Below are 16,867 nucleotides of genomic sequence, written 5' to 3'. Positions count from 1 at the left end.
AAGATGTATGCAGTTACTTTTAATAATGTAAGAAAACGCTTGGGGGACTTTGAATTAAATATTCCTAAACTAGCAATAAGGCAAGGTTATATGACAGGGTTTATTGGAGAGAATGGAGCAGGAAAAACGACAACTATTAAGTTAATTTTAGATATGCTTCAGCTTGATGAAGGAAGTATTGAAGTTTTGGGGAAGAACATAAAGGGAGGTAGTGTGAGTATTCACCAAGAAATAGGATACGTAGGAGAACCTACAGGTTACCCAGAGGAAACACCTCTTGAGGCTATCAAAGATATGTTAGCTTTATTTTATAAAAATTGGGATGAAGTATTATATAAAAGCTATATGCAATTTTTTAATCTTAATTCAAAGCAAAAATACAAAGACCTTTCTACGGGGCAAAAGAAGCAATTTGCGATGATAATGGCACTTTCTCACCATCCGAAACTGATTTTACTAGATGAACCTACTTCTGGATTAGACCCGGTAGTACGTAATGAAATTTTAGATATTCTTATGGATCATATGCAGAATGAAGAAGTAACCATATTTTATTCTACGCATATTACCTCTGATCTTGAAAAAGCAGGAGATTACATCGTCTATATAAATGATGGACAGATTAAGTTAAATAGTGAGAAAGACACTCTACTTAATGAATATTCGTTAGTAAAGGGACCAAAAGCTTTGTTTAAGGGGGACATTTGCAAGGAATTTCTAGGGCTAAGAGAAAACAGTTTTGGGAGTGAGGCACTTCTGAAGAATAAAAAGGTAGCTTACGAGCTCTTTGGAGAAGAAGTCAAATACAGTAAACCTACTATAGAAGAAATTATGATTTTTTTATCTCATAATAACTCAAAAGTAGTAACAGAAAAAGCTCTAAGGGGAGGGAATAAACAATGCTAGAAAGTGTTATAAAATTATTAAAAAAAGATTGGATTTTTATTAAAAGTTCTTTGAAAAATTTGATTTTTGTAGCACTAATTTTTTCTTTAGTAATGCCTTGGGGAAATGGTGGGATGCTACTTGTTGTACCTATACTTGTTGGTTACCTCTTTAACTATGGACTTTTAGCTTATGAAGAAAAGTATAAAATGGATGTATTACTTTGTTCACTTCCTGTGGGACGTAAGGAGATGTGCCTAGCTAAATATATAGGACCTCTTTTATATACTTTAATTAGTACGTTAGTGATGATGGTGAGTTTAACTGTAAGGATGGTTGTACAAAGCAGCTGGAATGGGGAGGTTTTAGTAAATTTACTTTTAACAGTAATTGCAATAGCTCTTATTTATAATGCGGTTATTTTACCGATTATACTTTATTTTGGAGCCATTAAGAGTCGCTGGGTAATGATGGGAGGCTATGTACTGGCTTTTATTTTAATGGGGATGTCTAGTAGTGAATATAGTCAGCAACTTCAAGCGATTATTAGGCAAGGCTTTCATACTAAAATAATGTCCAGTTTAGTTCTTATAGGAGTTGTTTTGTACGGTATTTCTTATGGTATGAGTAGAGGTATTTATAATAGGAAAGAATTTAAATAAAGAAAGCAGGTTATTTAATACGCAGAGTAGAGGCGTTTAAGGAATAATTAGCATAGTGAAGTAATTCCTCTAAAAAAGTATTTACTTCCTCCATATCAGCACAACATATTTTAGCTAAATAGCAGCTGTGACCTGTTGTACGATAACATTCTCTAACAACAGGTTGATGCTGAATAAAATGAATAAAGGCCTGATGGTCGGAGGTGGTCATTATGATATTGACATAAAAAAGCAAAGACCTACCCAGGAGTTTTTCGTTCGTTGTAATCGTAAAATGGGTAATAACGCCTAGATGATAAAGGCGATTGATACGGTTAGATACAGCTTGAGGAGTAAGGTGAACTTTCTCACCAATCATTTTAAGTGAAGTACGTGCATCCTCTTGAAGAATCTCAATAATTTTAAAATCAACATTATCAAGCATATAAGGTAAAATCCTTTCATTTTTAAAATAAATACCAAAAGACTCTTTCACCTATCAAGTGATAAAAAAGTTAAAATAATTATAACAAATTAAATAAATATTAGATAGTTAGAGGAGGAAAAACAATGAAAAAAGCATTATTAGTTATTGATATGCAAAATATTTATTTTACAGATGAAATGTTAGTAAGCTATCCTAAAGGAAGTTTAGATAAGGTGTTAGAAGCCATGGATTTTGCAAAGGCGCAAGGGATACCGATTATTGTGGTACAACACAGTAGCATGCAAGGTGGCTTTAAAAAAGGCAGTAAAACCTGGGAAATTTGCAACCAGATAAAAAATAAATCTTACGATTATTATATAGAGAAATACAAGCCTAGTAGTTTCTATGAAACTCAACTTGAAGATATTTTAAAGAAAGAACAAATTGATACCGTTGTAATAAGTGGGTATATGACTCATATGTGTTGTGATACTACAGCACGAGAGGCATTTCACCTAGGTTATTATGTAGAGTTTTTATCTGATGCCACGGGAACCATTCATTTAAATACCCCAGGAGGACAAAAGCAAAGCAAGGAGATTCATGAAACAGTTCTGGCTATTCAAGCCTCACGATTTAGTAAAGTATTAACAGTAGAAGAATGGAAAGGCTTATAGGGCTTAAAGAATGGGTCTTCCTATGCTATAATAAAAGAAAAAGTTAAAAGCATAAGGAGGCAATATGAGACTACTTATTACTAACGATGATGGAGTAGATGCTAGAGGCATTTATACGTTAGCTCAAAGACTTTCAAAGGAGCATGATGTAACGATTGTAGCACCCAAGGAGCAGAAGAGTGCATCAAGCCATGCCATTACTCTTCACATGCCAATACGTGTGAAAGAAGAAAAATTAGAAGGATTAGATTGTAAGGTCTATAGTGTAGTGGGGACCCCAGCTGATTGTACACAAATGGGACTTAACTTGTGTGAAGGTAAGATTGACTTAGTTGTATCTGGTATTAATAGGGGACTTAATTGTGGTACAGATATACTCTATTCGGGGACTGTATCGGCTGCTATTGAAGGAGCTATTTATGGGGTACCCGCCATTGCCGTATCTATGGAGGTGGACTGGACACGAGAAGATGAGGATTATAGTAAGGCCGCAGAGTGGACTGCTAAGATTATTAGGGAAGTGGGTAGGGACTACTTAAAAGGGGAGAGAGTACTCAATCTTAACGTTCCTGATCAGCCCATGAATAAGATAAAGGGGATTAAGGTTTGTAAACTCGGCAAATCCACTTATGAAGGAAGTTATGAAATAACTGAGGAAAATGGAGAGCAGATTTATACCCTAAAAGGGCTTCATAAGAATATTAAGGTACACGATGCAGACCTCTACTATTTATCACAAGGCTATGTGACCTTGACACCTTTACAATTTGACTTTACTCATTTTAAGGAATTAGAAAAGGTAGAGAAAATTTTTGCAAAATAATCACTAAAAAAGGTTTCAAATGAGTCTAGCTAAAATAGAACTTATTTGAAACTTTTTTATGATAAAAATATAAAAATGCTTTATAATACAAAAACATTATGCTATACTTTCATCTAAATTGTTTATGTATAAGGACTATAATAGGATGCTAAAGGGTGGAAATAAGTGATGAAAGAGACTAAAAAAATCCCAGCTTGGGTAGGAGATTTAATGCTTTTTATAACAGCTTTAGTTTGGGGAGGGGGCTTCATAGGTGTAAAAGAATCTTTAAATACACTTTCTCCTTTTTATATGATCGCTGCCAGATTTGCCATTGCCAGTATATTATTGGTACTGATTTTTTGGAAGAAGCTTGGAGGCTTTACAAAAGAAGAAATAAAATATGGGAGTATAATAGGCCTTTTCCTTTTCCTTGGGTTTGGCTTTCAAACAGTAGGTGCCATTCATTTAGAGATGAGTAAATTAGCTTTCTTAACAGCACTGAATGTCATTATGGTGCCATTTCTTGTAAGGGTAGTATTTAAAGAGCCCATTAAAAAATATAACTTAATTGCTAGCTTTATTGCTGTTTTGGGATTTATCTTTTTAAACTTCAATGCAGCTACAGGTTTAACTATCGGTTACGGAGAGGTATTAGGAATTTTATGTGCCATTGCTTTTGCAGCACAAATAACTTCAACTGGTCATTTTGCTAAGAAGGTAGACCCTATTCGCCTAACAGTTATTCAAATGGTAGTATGTTGTCTGCTTGGTTTTATGATTGCCATTCCTTTTGAACCAATTCCACAGGCAGTAAGTAAACAGATGCTTATACCCGTTCTTTATTTAGGTGTATTTAGTACTTGTATTGCCTTTTTATTCCAAACTGTAGGACAAAAATACACTTCAGCACCTCGTGCAGCCATTATTTTATGTATGGAATCTGTATTTGGAACACTATTTGCAGTGTTGTTTTTTAAAGAGGTCATTACAGTATATACAGTGATAGGCGCTATTTTAATTATGGCAGGTGTTATTTTGTCGGAATATATGCATGCCAGAGGTGAAAGTAGATAACACTTGCACAATGGCTTTAAAACAGCTATACTTAATGAGGAAAATTGCATAGGACAGTTCGAAAGCCTCCTGTCGTTAAACAAAACTACGGTATCTGTAAACTAGCTTCTTCTTAAAAGGAGTTTGGTTTTAATTTGCATGTATATCGTAGGTGAAAACCTACGATTTTTTTAATTTTATCCACATGGCCCTGAACTTTTGACTATGCAAAATAATTAAATTAAGAGGGGAATAAAAATGAAAATGACCACACAAAGAATTGTAAAAACAGCTGCTATTGCAGCAATTTACGTTGCTTTAACACTAGCTTTTGCTTTTATGAGCTATGGGAATATCCAATTTAGATTATCAGAAGTTATGACACTTTTTGCCTTTTTTGATCCATTCTATATTCCAGGGCTTACGTTAGGTTGCCTGATTGCCAATTTATTAGGTCCTAATGGTATTCTAGATGCTGTAGTTGGAACAATAGCTACTTTAATAAGTGTTATTTTAATAGCTTTAACAGGTGTGAAGATGAGACAAAGCAGGGTGGGGATTTGGATTGCTTCTATTTGGCCTACCTTGATTAATGCAGTTATGATTGGTATAATGCTCAACAAGCTTTTTGAATTACCTCTTGCGTTAACTATGCTAGAGGTAGGAATTGGTGAATTTGTAGTGATTACTCTAGCTGGTGTACCACTTTTTAAATTTTTAATGAAAAAACATGCAATACTCTTTGATAAGCTTATCAAAGAAAAAAGATAGGACAGTATTTTTTTGGAGAAAAAAATATAAAAATGTATAAAAAAATCTTCAATAAAAAAAGGAAATCCATCACTTATCTCGAATATATAAAGTATAACTAGCTTATCTATAGATAGACAAGTAGGCTAGTTGAGAGGAGAGATGCATATGAAATACAACATTAGTGGAAAAAACATTGAACTTACAACAGCATTAGAAAATGCCGTAGCAGAAAAGATGGAAAAGCTAGATAAGTATTTTAATGACAATGTAGAGGCACAGGTTACATTAATTGTTGAAAAGCTGAGCCATATCATTGAGATTACTATTCCTTTTAATGGAACAGTTCTACGTGCAGAAGTAGAAGGTAAGAATATGTACAACATCATGGATGATGCTGTAGAAGTAATAGAAAAACAAGTAAATAAATTTAAAAACAAATTAAGAAGTAAACATAGAAATACAGCAACCGTACAATTTACACCAAGCTTTTTAAATGAAGAACAAATAGAAGACGATGTAACTCTTAAAATTGATCGTAAAAAGAGATTTGCCATTAAACCAATGGATGCAGAAGAAGCAGTGATGCAGATGGAGTTAGTAGGTCACAACTTCTTTGTTTATTTAGACAGTGAGACAGAAGAAGTAAATGTTGTTTATAAGCGTAAAAATGGAACCTATGGTCTAATTGAACCTACTTTAGATTAAAATTCTATCAATAAGCTACAATCCTAAAATACTATGAGGATTGTAGCTTATTTTTAATTTATAAATTTTATGAATGAGATAGGGAGATTCTAAAGCTTTTAGTATAAAATGTCGATACAATAGTATAAAACGAAAGAAGGGTAGGTGAATAGGAAATGAATAAAAAAACTTAGTTCATCCAAGTAGGAGGTGAAACTTATGATGCACATCATAACTAGTGTTGTGAACTCTTATCATCTTATGGAAAGCAGAGAGCCAGTTAAAAAAGCAATAGAGAAACAATCCTTTGATACCGTTCTAGATGAAAAGCTTAAAGTAGTACAAAAAGTAGAAGGCTCTCGTGGTTTAAGGCTACTAGATACTAGCAAAGGTAGGGAAACGAATACGAAAATTATAACGAATGAAGATGGCACAAAAGTAATGCTTGTTATACAAGAGGGGATTATAGTTAGTCAAATCATACTGACAAATAGCTTATCAGAAGAAGTAAAACAAAATGTAAACAAAAGCAAGGCTTTAAAAGCCTATGGACTTACTGAAAATTAAAAGACAAATGAGGTAAAAAGATGCAAGTTTTGGAAAGCATAGATGAATAAAAATCCCTAAGTATACATTGGAGTAACTTGGGGGTTTTTATTTGTTTAGGCTATATAAAAAATTCAAAAAGCTTGAAAAATAGTTAGTATTTACTTATAATAGAATGGTTATAATTGGATAAATAGCATAGTTGTAATAGATTACAATATTTGCTATACTTAATGATAGTGTAAAAGAATGTAAATGAAGATAGAACAGTATTTTGCAGTCTATAAATAAAACGATTATACGAGTCTATTAAAATAGAAGAAGAGGGTGAAGAATTTGAACTTAATTGAGAAAATATTTGGTACTCATTCAGAGAGAGAGTTAAAGAGAATTGAACCTATTATTACCAAAATTGAATCCTATGATGAAGCAATGCAAAAGCTATCTGATGAAGAGTTAAAAGCTAAGACAGCAGAGTTTAAAGAACGTCTTAACAAGGGAGAAACGTTAGATGATATCTTACCAGAAGCTTATGCGGTATGTAGAGAAGCAGGCTATCGTGTACTTAACATGAAGCACTTTAGAGTACAACTTGTAGGTGGGGTAATCTTACACAATGGGCGTATTGCTGAGATGCGTACAGGTGAGGGTAAAACTTTAGTAGGAACTCTTCCTGTTTACTTAAATGCATTAGAGGGTAAAGGTGTACATGTTGTTACTGTTAATGATTACCTTGCAAAACGTGACTCCGAATGGATGGGACAACTCTATAGCTTTTTAGGTCTTAGTGTAGGCTGTATCTTAAGCAGTATGGAAAATAACGAACGTAGAGAAGCCTACAACTGTGATATTACCTATGGAACTAATAATGAATTTGGGTTTGATTACCTTCGTGATAACATGGTACTTTATGCAGAAGAAATGGTTCAAAGAGATCTTAACTATGCTGTAATTGACGAAGTAGACTCTGTTCTTATCGATGAAGCAAGAACACCACTTATTATTTCAGGACAAGGTTCTAAATCCACACATCTTTATAAAGCAGCAGATATTTTTGTGCGTCGCCTTCAAAAAGGTAAACTTTTAGGAGAAGAGACAGCTATGTCTACTTTAATGCGTGAAGAAATTGAAGAAGAAGGGGACTTCGTTGTTGATGAAAAACAAAAGACTGTTACCCTTACCCAAGAAGGTGTGAGAAAAGCAGAGCAATACTTTGGTCTTGAAAACCTTGCAGATCCAGAAAACATGGATATTCAGCACCATATTACAATTGCCCTTAAGGCACATAACCTTATGCATATTGAAAAAGACTATATCGTTAACGATGAAGGTGAAATTGTTATTGTCGATGAATTTACTGGACGTTTAATGGATGGTCGTCGTTACTCAGATGGACTTCACCAAGCAATCGAAGCAAAAGAAGGTGTAGAGGTTAAGAAGGAAAGTCAAACTTTAGCAACGATTACTTTCCAGAATTACTTTAATAAATATGCTAAAAAGGCTGGTATGACAGGTACGGCACTTACAGAAGAGGCAGAATTTAGAGATATTTATGGAATGGACGTTATTGTCATTCCTACTAATAAACCTATTCAGCGTAAAGACCTTGCAGATGTAGTATATAAAACAGAAGCAGCTAAGTTTGCAGCTGTTATTGAGGATATTAAAGAGACACATAGTAAGGGGCAGCCTATACTTGTAGGTACAGTTAATATTGACACATCAGAGCTTTTAAGTAAGCTTTTGAAAAGAGAAGGTGTTAAACACCAAGTACTTAATGCGAAATACCATGCGAAAGAAGCAGAAATCATTGCTGAAGCAGGTAAAAAAGGAGCTGTAACCATTGCTACCAACATGGCAGGTCGTGGGACAGATATTAAGCTTGAAGAAGGTGTGCAAGACTTAGGTGGGCTTAAAATTATTGGTACAGAGCGCCATGAATCAAGACGTATTGATAATCAGCTACGTGGCCGTTCAGGTCGTCAAGGTGACCCAGGGGTTTCACGCTTTTATCTATCTCTTGAAGATGACTTAATGAGGCTCTTTACACCAGAGGCAACGCTTAAAATGTTTGATGCACTTGGTCTTCCTGATGATGAACCCATTGAACACAAAATCCTTTCCAAAGCCATTGAAAGAGCCCAAACGAAAGTGGAAGGCAATAACTTTGGTGTACGTAAGCATTTATTAGAATATGATAAAATCATGAATGAGCAAAGAGAAATCATTTATGCTGAACGTTTTAAAGTGCTTAAAAATGAAAATCTGCGTGAGAAGGTTATCGAAATGGCTAAAGCTGTAATAAGCAAAGTAGTAGATAACTGCACAAATGGTATCGAATATGCAGAAGAATGGGATATTGCAGGTATGATGGAACACCTTCGTACAATTATCCCTGTTGCAGATGTGAAATTTACGAAAGAAGAGCAAGAGAATCTTACCGTAGATGGTTTAAAAGAACTTCTTAGTCAAAAAGCGGAAGAGCTCTATAAAACAAAAGAAGAAGAAATTGGCGAACAGCTTAGAGAAATTGAACGTGTGATACTTCTTAAAGTGATTGATCAAAAATGGATGGATCACTTAGATAATATGGATCAAATGAAGCAAGGTATTAATTTACAAGCTTATGGTCAAAGAGACCCTCTTGTAGAGTATCGTTTCTTAAGCTTTGATATCTTTGAAGAAATGATTGAAAATATTCAAGAAGAAACAGTAAAAGCACTTTACCATGTACGTATTGTGGTAAATAAAGAAATCAAAAGGGAAAGAGTAGCGGAACCAGTAGCTACTAATCACTCAGATGAAAGTCTTGGTGCAAAACCAACTGTTAAAAAAGAAAAGATAGGTAGAAATGATCCTTGTCCTTGCGGCAGTGGTAAAAAGTACAAAACATGCTGTGGTAAAAATGAATAATTAAAAAGCAATTGTTTTAAGTAGTTGTTAATGAAGTAATATAAATGATTATAAAAAAAGTCGTGGATTATGAATTTATTCCACGGCTTTTTTATAATATATCTTTAAAATAAATAAGAAAATGAGATACTCCGATGTGATAAAAGATTATCACCTAATGATGCAACATACATCGCTAAAATGTATAGGATAAGATAGACGTCTTATGAAATTAGTATAACTTAAAGGAAGGCATATGATACAAGGAAAATACTGAGGATTTATAAAATGGAAATACTATAAAAAATAAATAAAAAAAGACTTGCATTATGACAAGTAATAGGATATAATCAAAAAGTGCTTGAAACAGAGTACAATATGGCGGAATAGCTCAGTTGGCTAGAGCACACGGTTCATACCCGTGGTGTCGAGGGTTCAAATCCCCCTTCCGCTACCAGTTGGTCGCTTAGCTCAGCTGGGAGAGCACTGCCTTACAAGCAGGGGGTCATAGGTTCGAGCCCTATAGCGACCATTTTTATAAGCCTTACCACTTGTTGGTAAGGCTTTTTGTGGTTTAATAAATAAGTTTGAAAAAGGAGAAAGAATAAAGGAGACGTTATGAGCAAATGGATTGGGTTTCGAACTTTAAAAACAGGGATAGGTGCTACTATAGCCATTATTTTTGCACAACTACTTGGCCTAGAGTATGCTTCTTCAGCTGGAATTATTACCATATTAAGTATTCAAAATACTAAAAAAGAGTCTTTAAATATTGCTCTTAAAAGACTTATTGCCACTATTATAGCTTTAGTACTGAGTAGTTTACTTTTTAAAGTACTAGGATTTAATTCCATTGTATTTGGGATATACATTATTTTATTTATCCCATTAGCGGTGCGACTTAAAGTGTTAGAGGGTATTGTCCCAGCTTCCGTTTTAGTCACTCATGTATTAGCTGCCAATAGACTCTCTAGTAGTTTATTTATAAACGAATTACTACTGTTACTTATAGGAGCGGGTATAGCATTGATATTAAATTTATATATGCCTAATCTAGAGCAGCAGCTTCTAGAGGACAAAGGTTATATTGAACAAACCTTATATGATTTAATGAAGGATATGGCAAAGGCTTTAGAGACCCAACAGGTAGATAGACGTTGTGGGGAGTGGTTAGATGGGCTTGAAGAAAGATTAAAAGAAGCAAGATTTAGAGCAAGGCAAAATAATAATAATCATTTTACTCAAACCATTAATCATTATGAAAAGTATTTTGAGATGAGAGAGAGGCAGTTTCAATTGGTTATATACATGCGGAGGCATTTTGAGAAGTTTTATAAAACCTTTGAACAAACAAAAAAAGTAGCAGAATTTACAGAACATGTAGCCTTATCTATTTATCGTAAAATAACAGTAGAAGCACTTCAAAAAGAATTAGAAGATTTAAGAATCTTTTTTAAGGAAAATCCACTCCCTATTACGAGAGAAGAATTTGAAAATCGTGCAATGCTTTTTCAGTTTTTAAATGACATCGAACAATTTTTAAACATTAAAAAAGAATTTAAAGAAAAACTTACATTAGAAGAAAAAAAAGTTTTATGAAGAAGAGAATGTATTTTTCGACAGATAAAGAATAAGTAAATAAATTTATAAATAATGTCGTAAAGTTTTAAGAATTAATTTCCATATATTTACAAAATAATAAAAACCTCCTCTGTATAATTAATAATACTGTAGGAGGGAGAGATGATTTTGACAAGTACAAAAGAGAAAAAAGAAACAGTACAGGTTGAGGGATGGACAAAGGTTCAATGGTTAACATTACTGCTGGCATTAATAGGGATAATGATTAGCCGCGTTAGGATATGGGAGAGCTTTTATACATTAGGTGTATGTTATATTGGGGCTCTCTATTTCGATAAAAGGATAAGAAGGTGGGGGATAAGTGGTGGGCTCATAGGTCTTATACTATCTGGCTTTTGGGATACTATGGTACTTAAATATTTACTCGTTTTAGCTGTAATAGGCATTTTACGTATTTATATGGAATGGACAAAAAAAGTTTTTGATTTAAAAAGTCAAATCTTTATAACGAGTTTGGCATTTTTAATAATCAATATGTCTTACTTACTCACCACCCAGTGGAATAGAGTGATATTATTTTCATCTGTATTGGAAGTGGTAGTAAGTTGTGGGATAGTAGCGATTTTTGGATATAGCACAGAAATTATTTACAAAGGTAAAGGAAACTCTTTAAATAGTAAAGCGTTGTGTAGTATGGCTTTTTTATTGGCTATATTTACAGGAGGTATGATTGATTTTTATATACGTGTACCTATTTTTAAAAGTATTTATTTTAGAGATACAGTAGTATTTTTAATACTTATTATGGTGACCTATCTAGGAGGAAGCAATATAGGAGTAAGTCTTAGTTTGCTTATGAGTACAGTGCTAGTCGTAATGGGTTATATGCCTACACAGTTTGTAGCTGTTTATGGAGTAGCTGTTTTAATTGGAAGTATTTTTAAGGTATTAGAGAAGTTGGGTGTAATTTTTGCAATGGGAGTAGGATTATTAGTGGGTTTTGTTCTATTTAATGAACGGGTGGTAGATATGCCTATTTTGGGAGCCTACACTCTTGCTGCTGTTATTAGTCTTTTTTTACCCAGTAGTTATTTTGGACTAGCTGGTTGGTTTGGAGAGGGAGACGAAGGAGAGGAAAATAGACATCTAGAACGTGTACAAAAAGTGATTACAGAAAAACTTAGTCATTTTGCAGAAGCTTTTTATAAACTCAGTCATACCTTTGAAAAGATATCAGATACAAAAGTTCACCTCAATGATAAAGACATTCAATATATTATTGAGGATACGGGAGAGAGTATGTGTAAGGGTTGTTCGATGAGAGAATTTTGTTGGAAGGATTATTTAGAAAGAACTTATAAGTGTGCCTTTCAAATGTTAGAACGTATTGAGGAAAAAGGTCAATTGGTAGCAGCAGATATACCAGAACCCTTCCGTAAAGGCTGTGTGAGCCCAGAGAGTTTTGCATGTACCTTAGGGTTTAAATTAGATTTATTTAAACAAAATAGGATGTGGAAAAATAGGATGGTAGAGAGTCGCAAATTGATGGGTGAACAGTTTCATGCAATAGCAGAGAGTATTAGTGGGCTAAGTAAAGAGATTACTCGGAATGTTTACTTTAATAAAGAAGATGAAATACTTCTTAAAGAAAGCCTAAGGAGCAGTGGGATACGCACGAAAGATATCATGGTAGTGGAAAATAAGAATCGCAAAGAAAACATACATATTTATACTCCTTATTATAGACAAGCAGGAAATTTAGAGGATTCTATTAAGAACGTGATTTTTGAGAGCTTAAATTTATCTGTAGAACTTGAAAAAAGAGAAGTAAATGAGGAGGAGGACTATTGCTATTTTAAGTTAAAACCTACCAAGGTTTACCATGTACTTGCAGGAGCTGCCTTTCAGGCAAAAGGAGAAATCTCTGGTGATGTGTATAGCTTTATGGAAGTGGAAGGAGGCCGTTATTTATTAGCTTTAGCAGATGGAATGGGAAGTGGTAAGCTGGCCATGGAGGAAAGTACAGCTACGATAGAACTTCTAGAAAGCTTCATGGAATCTGGTTTTAGAAATGAGTTAACAATGCGTATTATTAATTCAGTACTGGTACTTAAGTCAGAAGTAGAAAACTTTTCTACCATGGATATGACACTTATTGATGAGTATACAGGTGTAGCCGAGTTCTTAAAGATGGGAGGGGCCACTACTTTTATCTTAAGAGATGGTCAAATTACTACAGTACAAGCCAATACCTTGCCTATAGGGATGCTTAAAGATGTAGATATACAAATAAGTAAGAAGCAGTTAAAAGATGGAGATGTCATTATTATGGTAACTGATGGATTGTTGCAGGGAGATGATGATTTATTAGGAAAAGAAGAGACTTTTAAACACTTTATTTTAGAAGTAGGAACAGGTAATCCATCCTATATAGCAGAGCATCTCATGCAAAAAAGCAGTGATTTGTTAGGAAATGCACATAAGGATGATATGACGATTATTGTGGCACGGATATGGAAATAAGATTTGATAAAGATATTTCGACAAATTAGAAAATATGATAAGATAATAGAAATAGGACAAATGATGTGACATAGAGTGAGGTGGGAGAAATGAAGAAAAAAAAGCTTCTTATTCTGTTGATAAGTATAATGATTTTATTGCCAATACATACAGTAGCAGAGGAGGCAAAAAAAACAATTACAGTATCAGCAGCAGGAGATTGTACACTCGGTTATTATCCTAAACAAAGTACATGGAATCGTTTTGATACGGTAGCAAAAGCTAAAGGGTATTCCTATTTTTTAGAAAATGTTAAACCTATTTTTGAAAAGGATGATTTAACCATTGTAAATTTGGAAGGTCCATTAACTCTAAATGGTAAACCGGCAGATAAGGAGTTTGCTTTTAGAGGGTTACCTGCTTATGTAGAGATTTTAAAAAGTGGAAGTATAGAATCGGTCAACCTAGCCAATAACCACACTTTAGACTATGGAACTATAGGCTATACAGATACTCAAAAAGTATTAAAGGATAATAAGATAGGTTATTTTGGAGGAGAGCGTATCGAATTTAAAACCATTAATGGTATTCGAGTAGCCATGATAGGAACAAAAGGATGGTACTTTAATGAGGCAACTAAGGATTTTTTAGCTAAACAAATAAAGATAGCTAAAGAGAAATCTGATTTAATCATTGTAGAGTTTCATTGGGGAGAGGAAAGGGTTTATTACCCGAATATAACCCAAAAGAAATTAGCTCGTTATGCGATTGATCAAGGGGCTCATCTTATATTAGGGAGTCATCCACATGTAGTACAAGGTATTGAAAATTATAAAGGTGTTAATATTGTTTATAGTTTAGGTAATTTCTGCTTTGGGGGCAATCGGAATCCCAGTGATAAAGACAGTTTTATTTATCAACAAAGCTTTGAGTTAACGGATAAAGGTATTGTATTAGGTGAAAGTGAAATCATTCCTTGTTCCATTTCTTCAGTAAAAGATAAGAATGACTATAAGCCAACACCTCTTGTAGGTACAGAAAAAGAAAGGCTTTTAAAAAGAATTCAAACGCTTAGCAGAGGAATAAAGTAAAAAACGAAAGACTATTACAGTGGCATCAACCAAAGTAGTAGTTTTTTTATGTAAAAATATTTGGGAATCAAGATAAGAGATGTATAAATAAAAGGTGATTTGGCAACTTTCTAAATAAGATTAACAAAGGAGGAGAACATGAAAAAGCAGATTACCTTAGATGGAGAAAACAGTGATTGGTTTGAAAAAGCCATTTTTGTTTTAAAGGATAAACCCTCTTATATGATTCCTAATAATCTTTTTAAGCATGCAGAAGAGCTTATAGAAAATTATATGAAAAAGAATCCTTCAAAAGCTTATATAAATCACTATGAAAAAATGCAAAGAGCTTATGGAAATAGTAGGCCTATGCATCAAGCATGGGGGAAAAAACAAAACATAGAAATGATAAAAACAAAAAATACCTTAAGAAAACCTCAAGGTATTGATTATTTTTTGAATTTTTGTATAGTGGTATTGAGTATTGGCATTGTTGTGGTACTTAGTTTGATGCTTTTTTAGAAGTTTACACCGTTCCATCCCCAGTTAGCAACTTCTTCATATTTCACATATACAGCGCTAGGAGGGATATGAAGCTCTTTCTCATAAAGGCAGCAGATAGCGGCTGTTACTTCACTTAAGGCAGTCTTAGAAGCAGTACCAAAGATTTTAACTTCTACAAAAGCACCGTATTCAAGCTTGTTCCCTTTAAAATATAAAGAGTAGTTGTCTTCAAAACCAATCATTAGGTAATTTTCGCTTTTGCCTGGGATAAGGGTAATAATTTTACCAAGTTCTGATTTAAGTAGTTCTTTTTTCTCTTCTGTAAGCTTAACAGTTACTTTAGAATCAATAAAAGGCATTTTCATCTTCCTTTCTAAATAGAGATAGTGATAAAGTTTAATTTATATTATAATATATAAATATTCATAAGAAAAGTAAAAGCCTTAAAAGTAAGGAGAAGAGCATGGTGCATAAAGTAACAAAGAAGGTAAAAGACTTTATCGAGGAGCAGGGACTTATTGAAAAAGGAGATACTCTTGTTGTAGGGGTGTCGGGTGGTGCTGATTCAATGATGCTGCTTCACTTTTTATATACGCATCAGTTGTATTATGATATAAGTCTTAAAATAGCTCATGTACATCATGGGATAAGAGAAGAGGCAGAGTTAGATGCTAAGCTTGTTGAAGAGGTTTGTAAAGAGTGGGGACTTGCTTACTTTCGCAAAAATTGTGATGTAAAAGCTACAGCAAAAAAACAAGGTTTGTCTGAGGAAGAGGCAGGACGAAAAGAACGTTATAGTTTCTTTATATCTTTATTAAATCCAAATGATAAAATAGTAACTGCCCATCATATGAATGACCAAGCAGAGACACTGATTATGCGTTTTTTTAGAGGAACAGATTTAAAGGGGCTAGGAGGTATTTTGCCAAAAACACCAGAAATGATAAGACCATTATTATGTCTGGAACGAAGTGAGATTGAAGACTATTGTCAAAAGCAAAAGGTTCCTTTTAGAGAAGATGCGACAAATCTACTGCCTATTTATACAAGAAATAAAATTCGTTTAGAGTGCATACCCTATATACAAGACACTATTAATCCTAATATAGTAAGAACTTTAGGTGAGCATAGTCAGCTTTATAGAGAAAGTGAAACTTTCCTTAAAGAATATACTTTAGAGCGTTTTAAAGAGACTGTTCAAATAGTAGATCAAGCATTAGTTTTTGATTTGGGACTTTTTAGCCAAGAGGCATCCTATATACAAAAGCGTTTAGTCTATCTAGGGATAGAAAAACTCGTAGGAAGTAGCAAAGATATTACACTAAAGCATATACAAAGTAGTATAGCTTTAACACAGCAACAGACAGGTAAGAAAGTGCATTTGCCATATGGAATTGTTGTTAGCAGGCAGTATAATAGGCTTATGCTAACAAAGAAAGAAGGGAAGAAGGAACACGTAAGCTTGAATCAAGCTCTTCAATTAGGTGTTAATCAAGTTGAAGCTTTTCAGATACGTATTACCTTGACTAAAGTAAAAAAAGAAACAATTGAGCAAAAAAATGAAAAGATGTATACTAAATATATCGATTATGGTAAAATAAAAGACAGCTTGCAAATTCGTACAAGACAGCCTCAAGACTATATTGTCACTGCAGGTGGAACAAAAAAAATTAAAAAATTATTTATTGATGATAAGGTTCCAAATGAAAAGAGAGACTATACACCACTTATTACTCAAGGGCAAGAAGTTATATGGGTAGTAGGAGGAAGATTAAATACGGATTATTATATTACTGAAGCAACACAAGAGGTGCTAGAAATAAAATTACAGATGGATGAATCGTAGG

Annotated in this window: 16 protein-coding genes and 2 tRNA genes; 16 read left to right on the top strand and 2 right to left on the bottom strand. The window is 33.7% G+C overall.

Going from position 1 to position 16,867, the window contains the following annotated elements:
* Nucleotides 1-3: 3 nt before the first annotated feature.
* Complete coding sequence (locus CS063_RS05945) at nt 4-906, top strand: ABC transporter ATP-binding protein (RefSeq protein WP_099448778.1); 903 nt, start codon at nt 4-6, stop codon at nt 904-906.
* Entirely contained in the window at nt 900-1,547 is a 648-nt protein-coding gene (locus CS063_RS05940) for an ABC-2 transporter permease (protein ID WP_099448777.1), read from the top strand. Before CS063_RS05945 ends, CS063_RS05940 begins: the two co-directional genes overlap by 7 nt.
* Nucleotides 1,548-1,557: 10 nt before the next feature.
* Here the strand turns inward: CS063_RS05940 and CS063_RS05935 are convergent, their stop codons facing one another.
* Nucleotides 1,558-1,971: an Lrp/AsnC family transcriptional regulator gene (locus tag CS063_RS05935; RefSeq protein ID WP_099448776.1), complete on the bottom strand. Its 414-nt coding sequence runs from the start codon at nt 1,969-1,971 to the stop codon at nt 1,558-1,560.
* 125 nt (nt 1,972-2,096) lie between these two features.
* On the opposite strand from CS063_RS05935, the gene CS063_RS05930 reads away from it, so the two are divergent.
* The 13 genes from CS063_RS05930 (at nt 2,097) to CS063_RS05870 (ending at nt 15,038) form a co-directional block, all read left to right on the top strand.
* Entirely contained in the window at nt 2,097-2,630 is a 534-nt protein-coding gene (locus tag CS063_RS05930) for a cysteine hydrolase family protein (RefSeq protein ID WP_099448775.1), read from the top strand.
* Between the two features lie 64 nt (nt 2,631-2,694).
* Complete coding sequence (gene surE, locus CS063_RS05925; RefSeq protein ID WP_099448774.1) at nt 2,695-3,453, top strand: 5'/3'-nucleotidase SurE; 759 nt, start codon at nt 2,695-2,697, stop codon at nt 3,451-3,453.
* Between the two features lie 168 nt (nt 3,454-3,621).
* Entirely contained in the window at nt 3,622-4,509 is an 888-nt protein-coding gene (locus CS063_RS05920; protein ID WP_099448773.1) for a DMT family transporter, read from the top strand.
* 237 nt (nt 4,510-4,746) lie between these two features.
* Complete coding sequence (locus tag CS063_RS05915) at nt 4,747-5,259, top strand: QueT transporter family protein (RefSeq protein WP_180270708.1); 513 nt, start codon at nt 4,747-4,749, stop codon at nt 5,257-5,259.
* Between the two features lie 147 nt (nt 5,260-5,406).
* Entirely contained in the window at nt 5,407-5,946 is a 540-nt protein-coding gene (gene hpf, locus CS063_RS05910; RefSeq protein ID WP_099448771.1) for a ribosome hibernation-promoting factor, HPF/YfiA family, read from the top strand.
* A gap of 198 nt (nt 5,947-6,144) precedes the next feature.
* Nucleotides 6,145-6,492: a hypothetical protein gene (locus CS063_RS05905; RefSeq protein WP_099448770.1), complete on the top strand. Its 348-nt coding sequence runs from the start codon at nt 6,145-6,147 to the stop codon at nt 6,490-6,492.
* Nucleotides 6,493-6,807: 315 nt separating this feature from the next.
* Nucleotides 6,808-9,384, top strand: coding sequence for a preprotein translocase subunit SecA (secA, locus tag CS063_RS05900; RefSeq protein ID WP_099448769.1), 2,577 nt, complete (start codon nt 6,808-6,810; stop codon nt 9,382-9,384).
* 359 nt (nt 9,385-9,743) lie between these two features.
* A tRNA-Met gene (locus tag CS063_RS05895) sits at nt 9,744-9,820 on the top strand.
* Nucleotides 9,821-9,823: 3 nt separating this feature from the next.
* Nucleotides 9,824-9,895, top strand: a tRNA-Val gene (locus tag CS063_RS05890).
* Nucleotides 9,896-9,981: 86 nt separating this feature from the next.
* Nucleotides 9,982-10,962, top strand: coding sequence for an aromatic acid exporter family protein (locus CS063_RS05885; protein WP_099448768.1), 981 nt, complete (start codon nt 9,982-9,984; stop codon nt 10,960-10,962).
* Between the two features lie 144 nt (nt 10,963-11,106).
* Nucleotides 11,107-13,467 carry a stage II sporulation protein E gene (gene spoIIE, locus CS063_RS05880; RefSeq protein WP_099448767.1) on the top strand — a complete coding sequence of 787 codons (2,361 nt, stop codon included), beginning with the start codon at nt 11,107-11,109 and terminating at the stop codon, nt 13,465-13,467.
* An 89-nt stretch (nt 13,468-13,556) separates the two neighbouring features.
* A complete protein-coding gene (locus CS063_RS05875) occupies nt 13,557-14,537 on the top strand; it encodes a CapA family protein (protein WP_099448766.1) in 981 nt (326 codons plus the stop codon).
* 138 nt (nt 14,538-14,675) lie between these two features.
* Complete coding sequence (locus CS063_RS05870) at nt 14,676-15,038, top strand: hypothetical protein (protein ID WP_099448765.1); 363 nt, start codon at nt 14,676-14,678, stop codon at nt 15,036-15,038.
* On the opposite strand, the gene CS063_RS05865 is transcribed toward CS063_RS05870, so the two are convergent.
* Nucleotides 15,035-15,379 (bottom strand): phenylpyruvate tautomerase MIF-related protein, encoded by a 345-nt coding sequence (locus CS063_RS05865; protein WP_099448764.1) that lies wholly within the window; start codon nt 15,377-15,379, stop codon nt 15,035-15,037. The two genes, CS063_RS05870 and CS063_RS05865, sit on opposite strands and share 4 nt — an antisense overlap.
* A gap of 104 nt (nt 15,380-15,483) precedes the next feature.
* Here CS063_RS05865 and tilS point away from each other — a divergent pair, with 104 nt between their 5' ends.
* Nucleotides 15,484-16,866, top strand: coding sequence for a tRNA lysidine(34) synthetase TilS (gene tilS / locus CS063_RS05860; protein WP_099448763.1), 1,383 nt, complete (start codon nt 15,484-15,486; stop codon nt 16,864-16,866).
* Nucleotide 16,867 lies beyond the last annotated feature (1 nt).

Source organism: Sporanaerobium hydrogeniformans (genome assembly GCF_002735925.1).
In the GTDB taxonomy this organism is placed as follows: Bacteria; Bacillota; Clostridia; order Lachnospirales; family Cellulosilyticaceae; genus Sporanaerobium; species Sporanaerobium hydrogeniformans.
This window is presented reverse-complemented; position numbering and strand designations above follow the sequence as displayed.

Coding starts and splice junctions, on each gene's coding strand:
- CS063_RS05945 (WP_099448778.1), top strand. CDS start 4: ATGTATGCAGTTACTTTTAATAATGTAAGAAAACGCTTGGGGGACTTT.
- CS063_RS05940 (WP_099448777.1), top strand. CDS start 900: ATGCTAGAAAGTGTTATAAAATTATTAAAAAAAGATTGGATTTTTATT.
- CS063_RS05935 (WP_099448776.1), bottom strand. CDS start 1,971: ATGCTTGATAATGTTGATTTTAAAATTATTGAGATTCTTCAAGAGGAT.
- CS063_RS05930 (WP_099448775.1), top strand. CDS start 2,097: ATGAAAAAAGCATTATTAGTTATTGATATGCAAAATATTTATTTTACA.
- surE (WP_099448774.1), top strand. CDS start 2,695: ATGAGACTACTTATTACTAACGATGATGGAGTAGATGCTAGAGGCATT.
- CS063_RS05920 (WP_099448773.1), top strand. CDS start 3,622: ATGAAAGAGACTAAAAAAATCCCAGCTTGGGTAGGAGATTTAATGCTT.
- CS063_RS05915 (WP_180270708.1), top strand. CDS start 4,747: ATGAAAATGACCACACAAAGAATTGTAAAAACAGCTGCTATTGCAGCA.
- hpf (WP_099448771.1), top strand. CDS start 5,407: ATGAAATACAACATTAGTGGAAAAAACATTGAACTTACAACAGCATTA.
- CS063_RS05905 (WP_099448770.1), top strand. CDS start 6,145: ATGATGCACATCATAACTAGTGTTGTGAACTCTTATCATCTTATGGAA.
- CS063_RS05885 (WP_099448768.1), top strand. CDS start 9,982: ATGAGCAAATGGATTGGGTTTCGAACTTTAAAAACAGGGATAGGTGCT.
- spoIIE (WP_099448767.1), top strand. CDS start 11,107: ATGATTTTGACAAGTACAAAAGAGAAAAAAGAAACAGTACAGGTTGAG.
- CS063_RS05875 (WP_099448766.1), top strand. CDS start 13,557: ATGAAGAAAAAAAAGCTTCTTATTCTGTTGATAAGTATAATGATTTTA.
- CS063_RS05870 (WP_099448765.1), top strand. CDS start 14,676: ATGAAAAAGCAGATTACCTTAGATGGAGAAAACAGTGATTGGTTTGAA.
- CS063_RS05865 (WP_099448764.1), bottom strand. CDS start 15,379: ATGCCTTTTATTGATTCTAAAGTAACTGTTAAGCTTACAGAAGAGAAA.
- tilS (WP_099448763.1), top strand. CDS start 15,484: ATGGTGCATAAAGTAACAAAGAAGGTAAAAGACTTTATCGAGGAGCAG.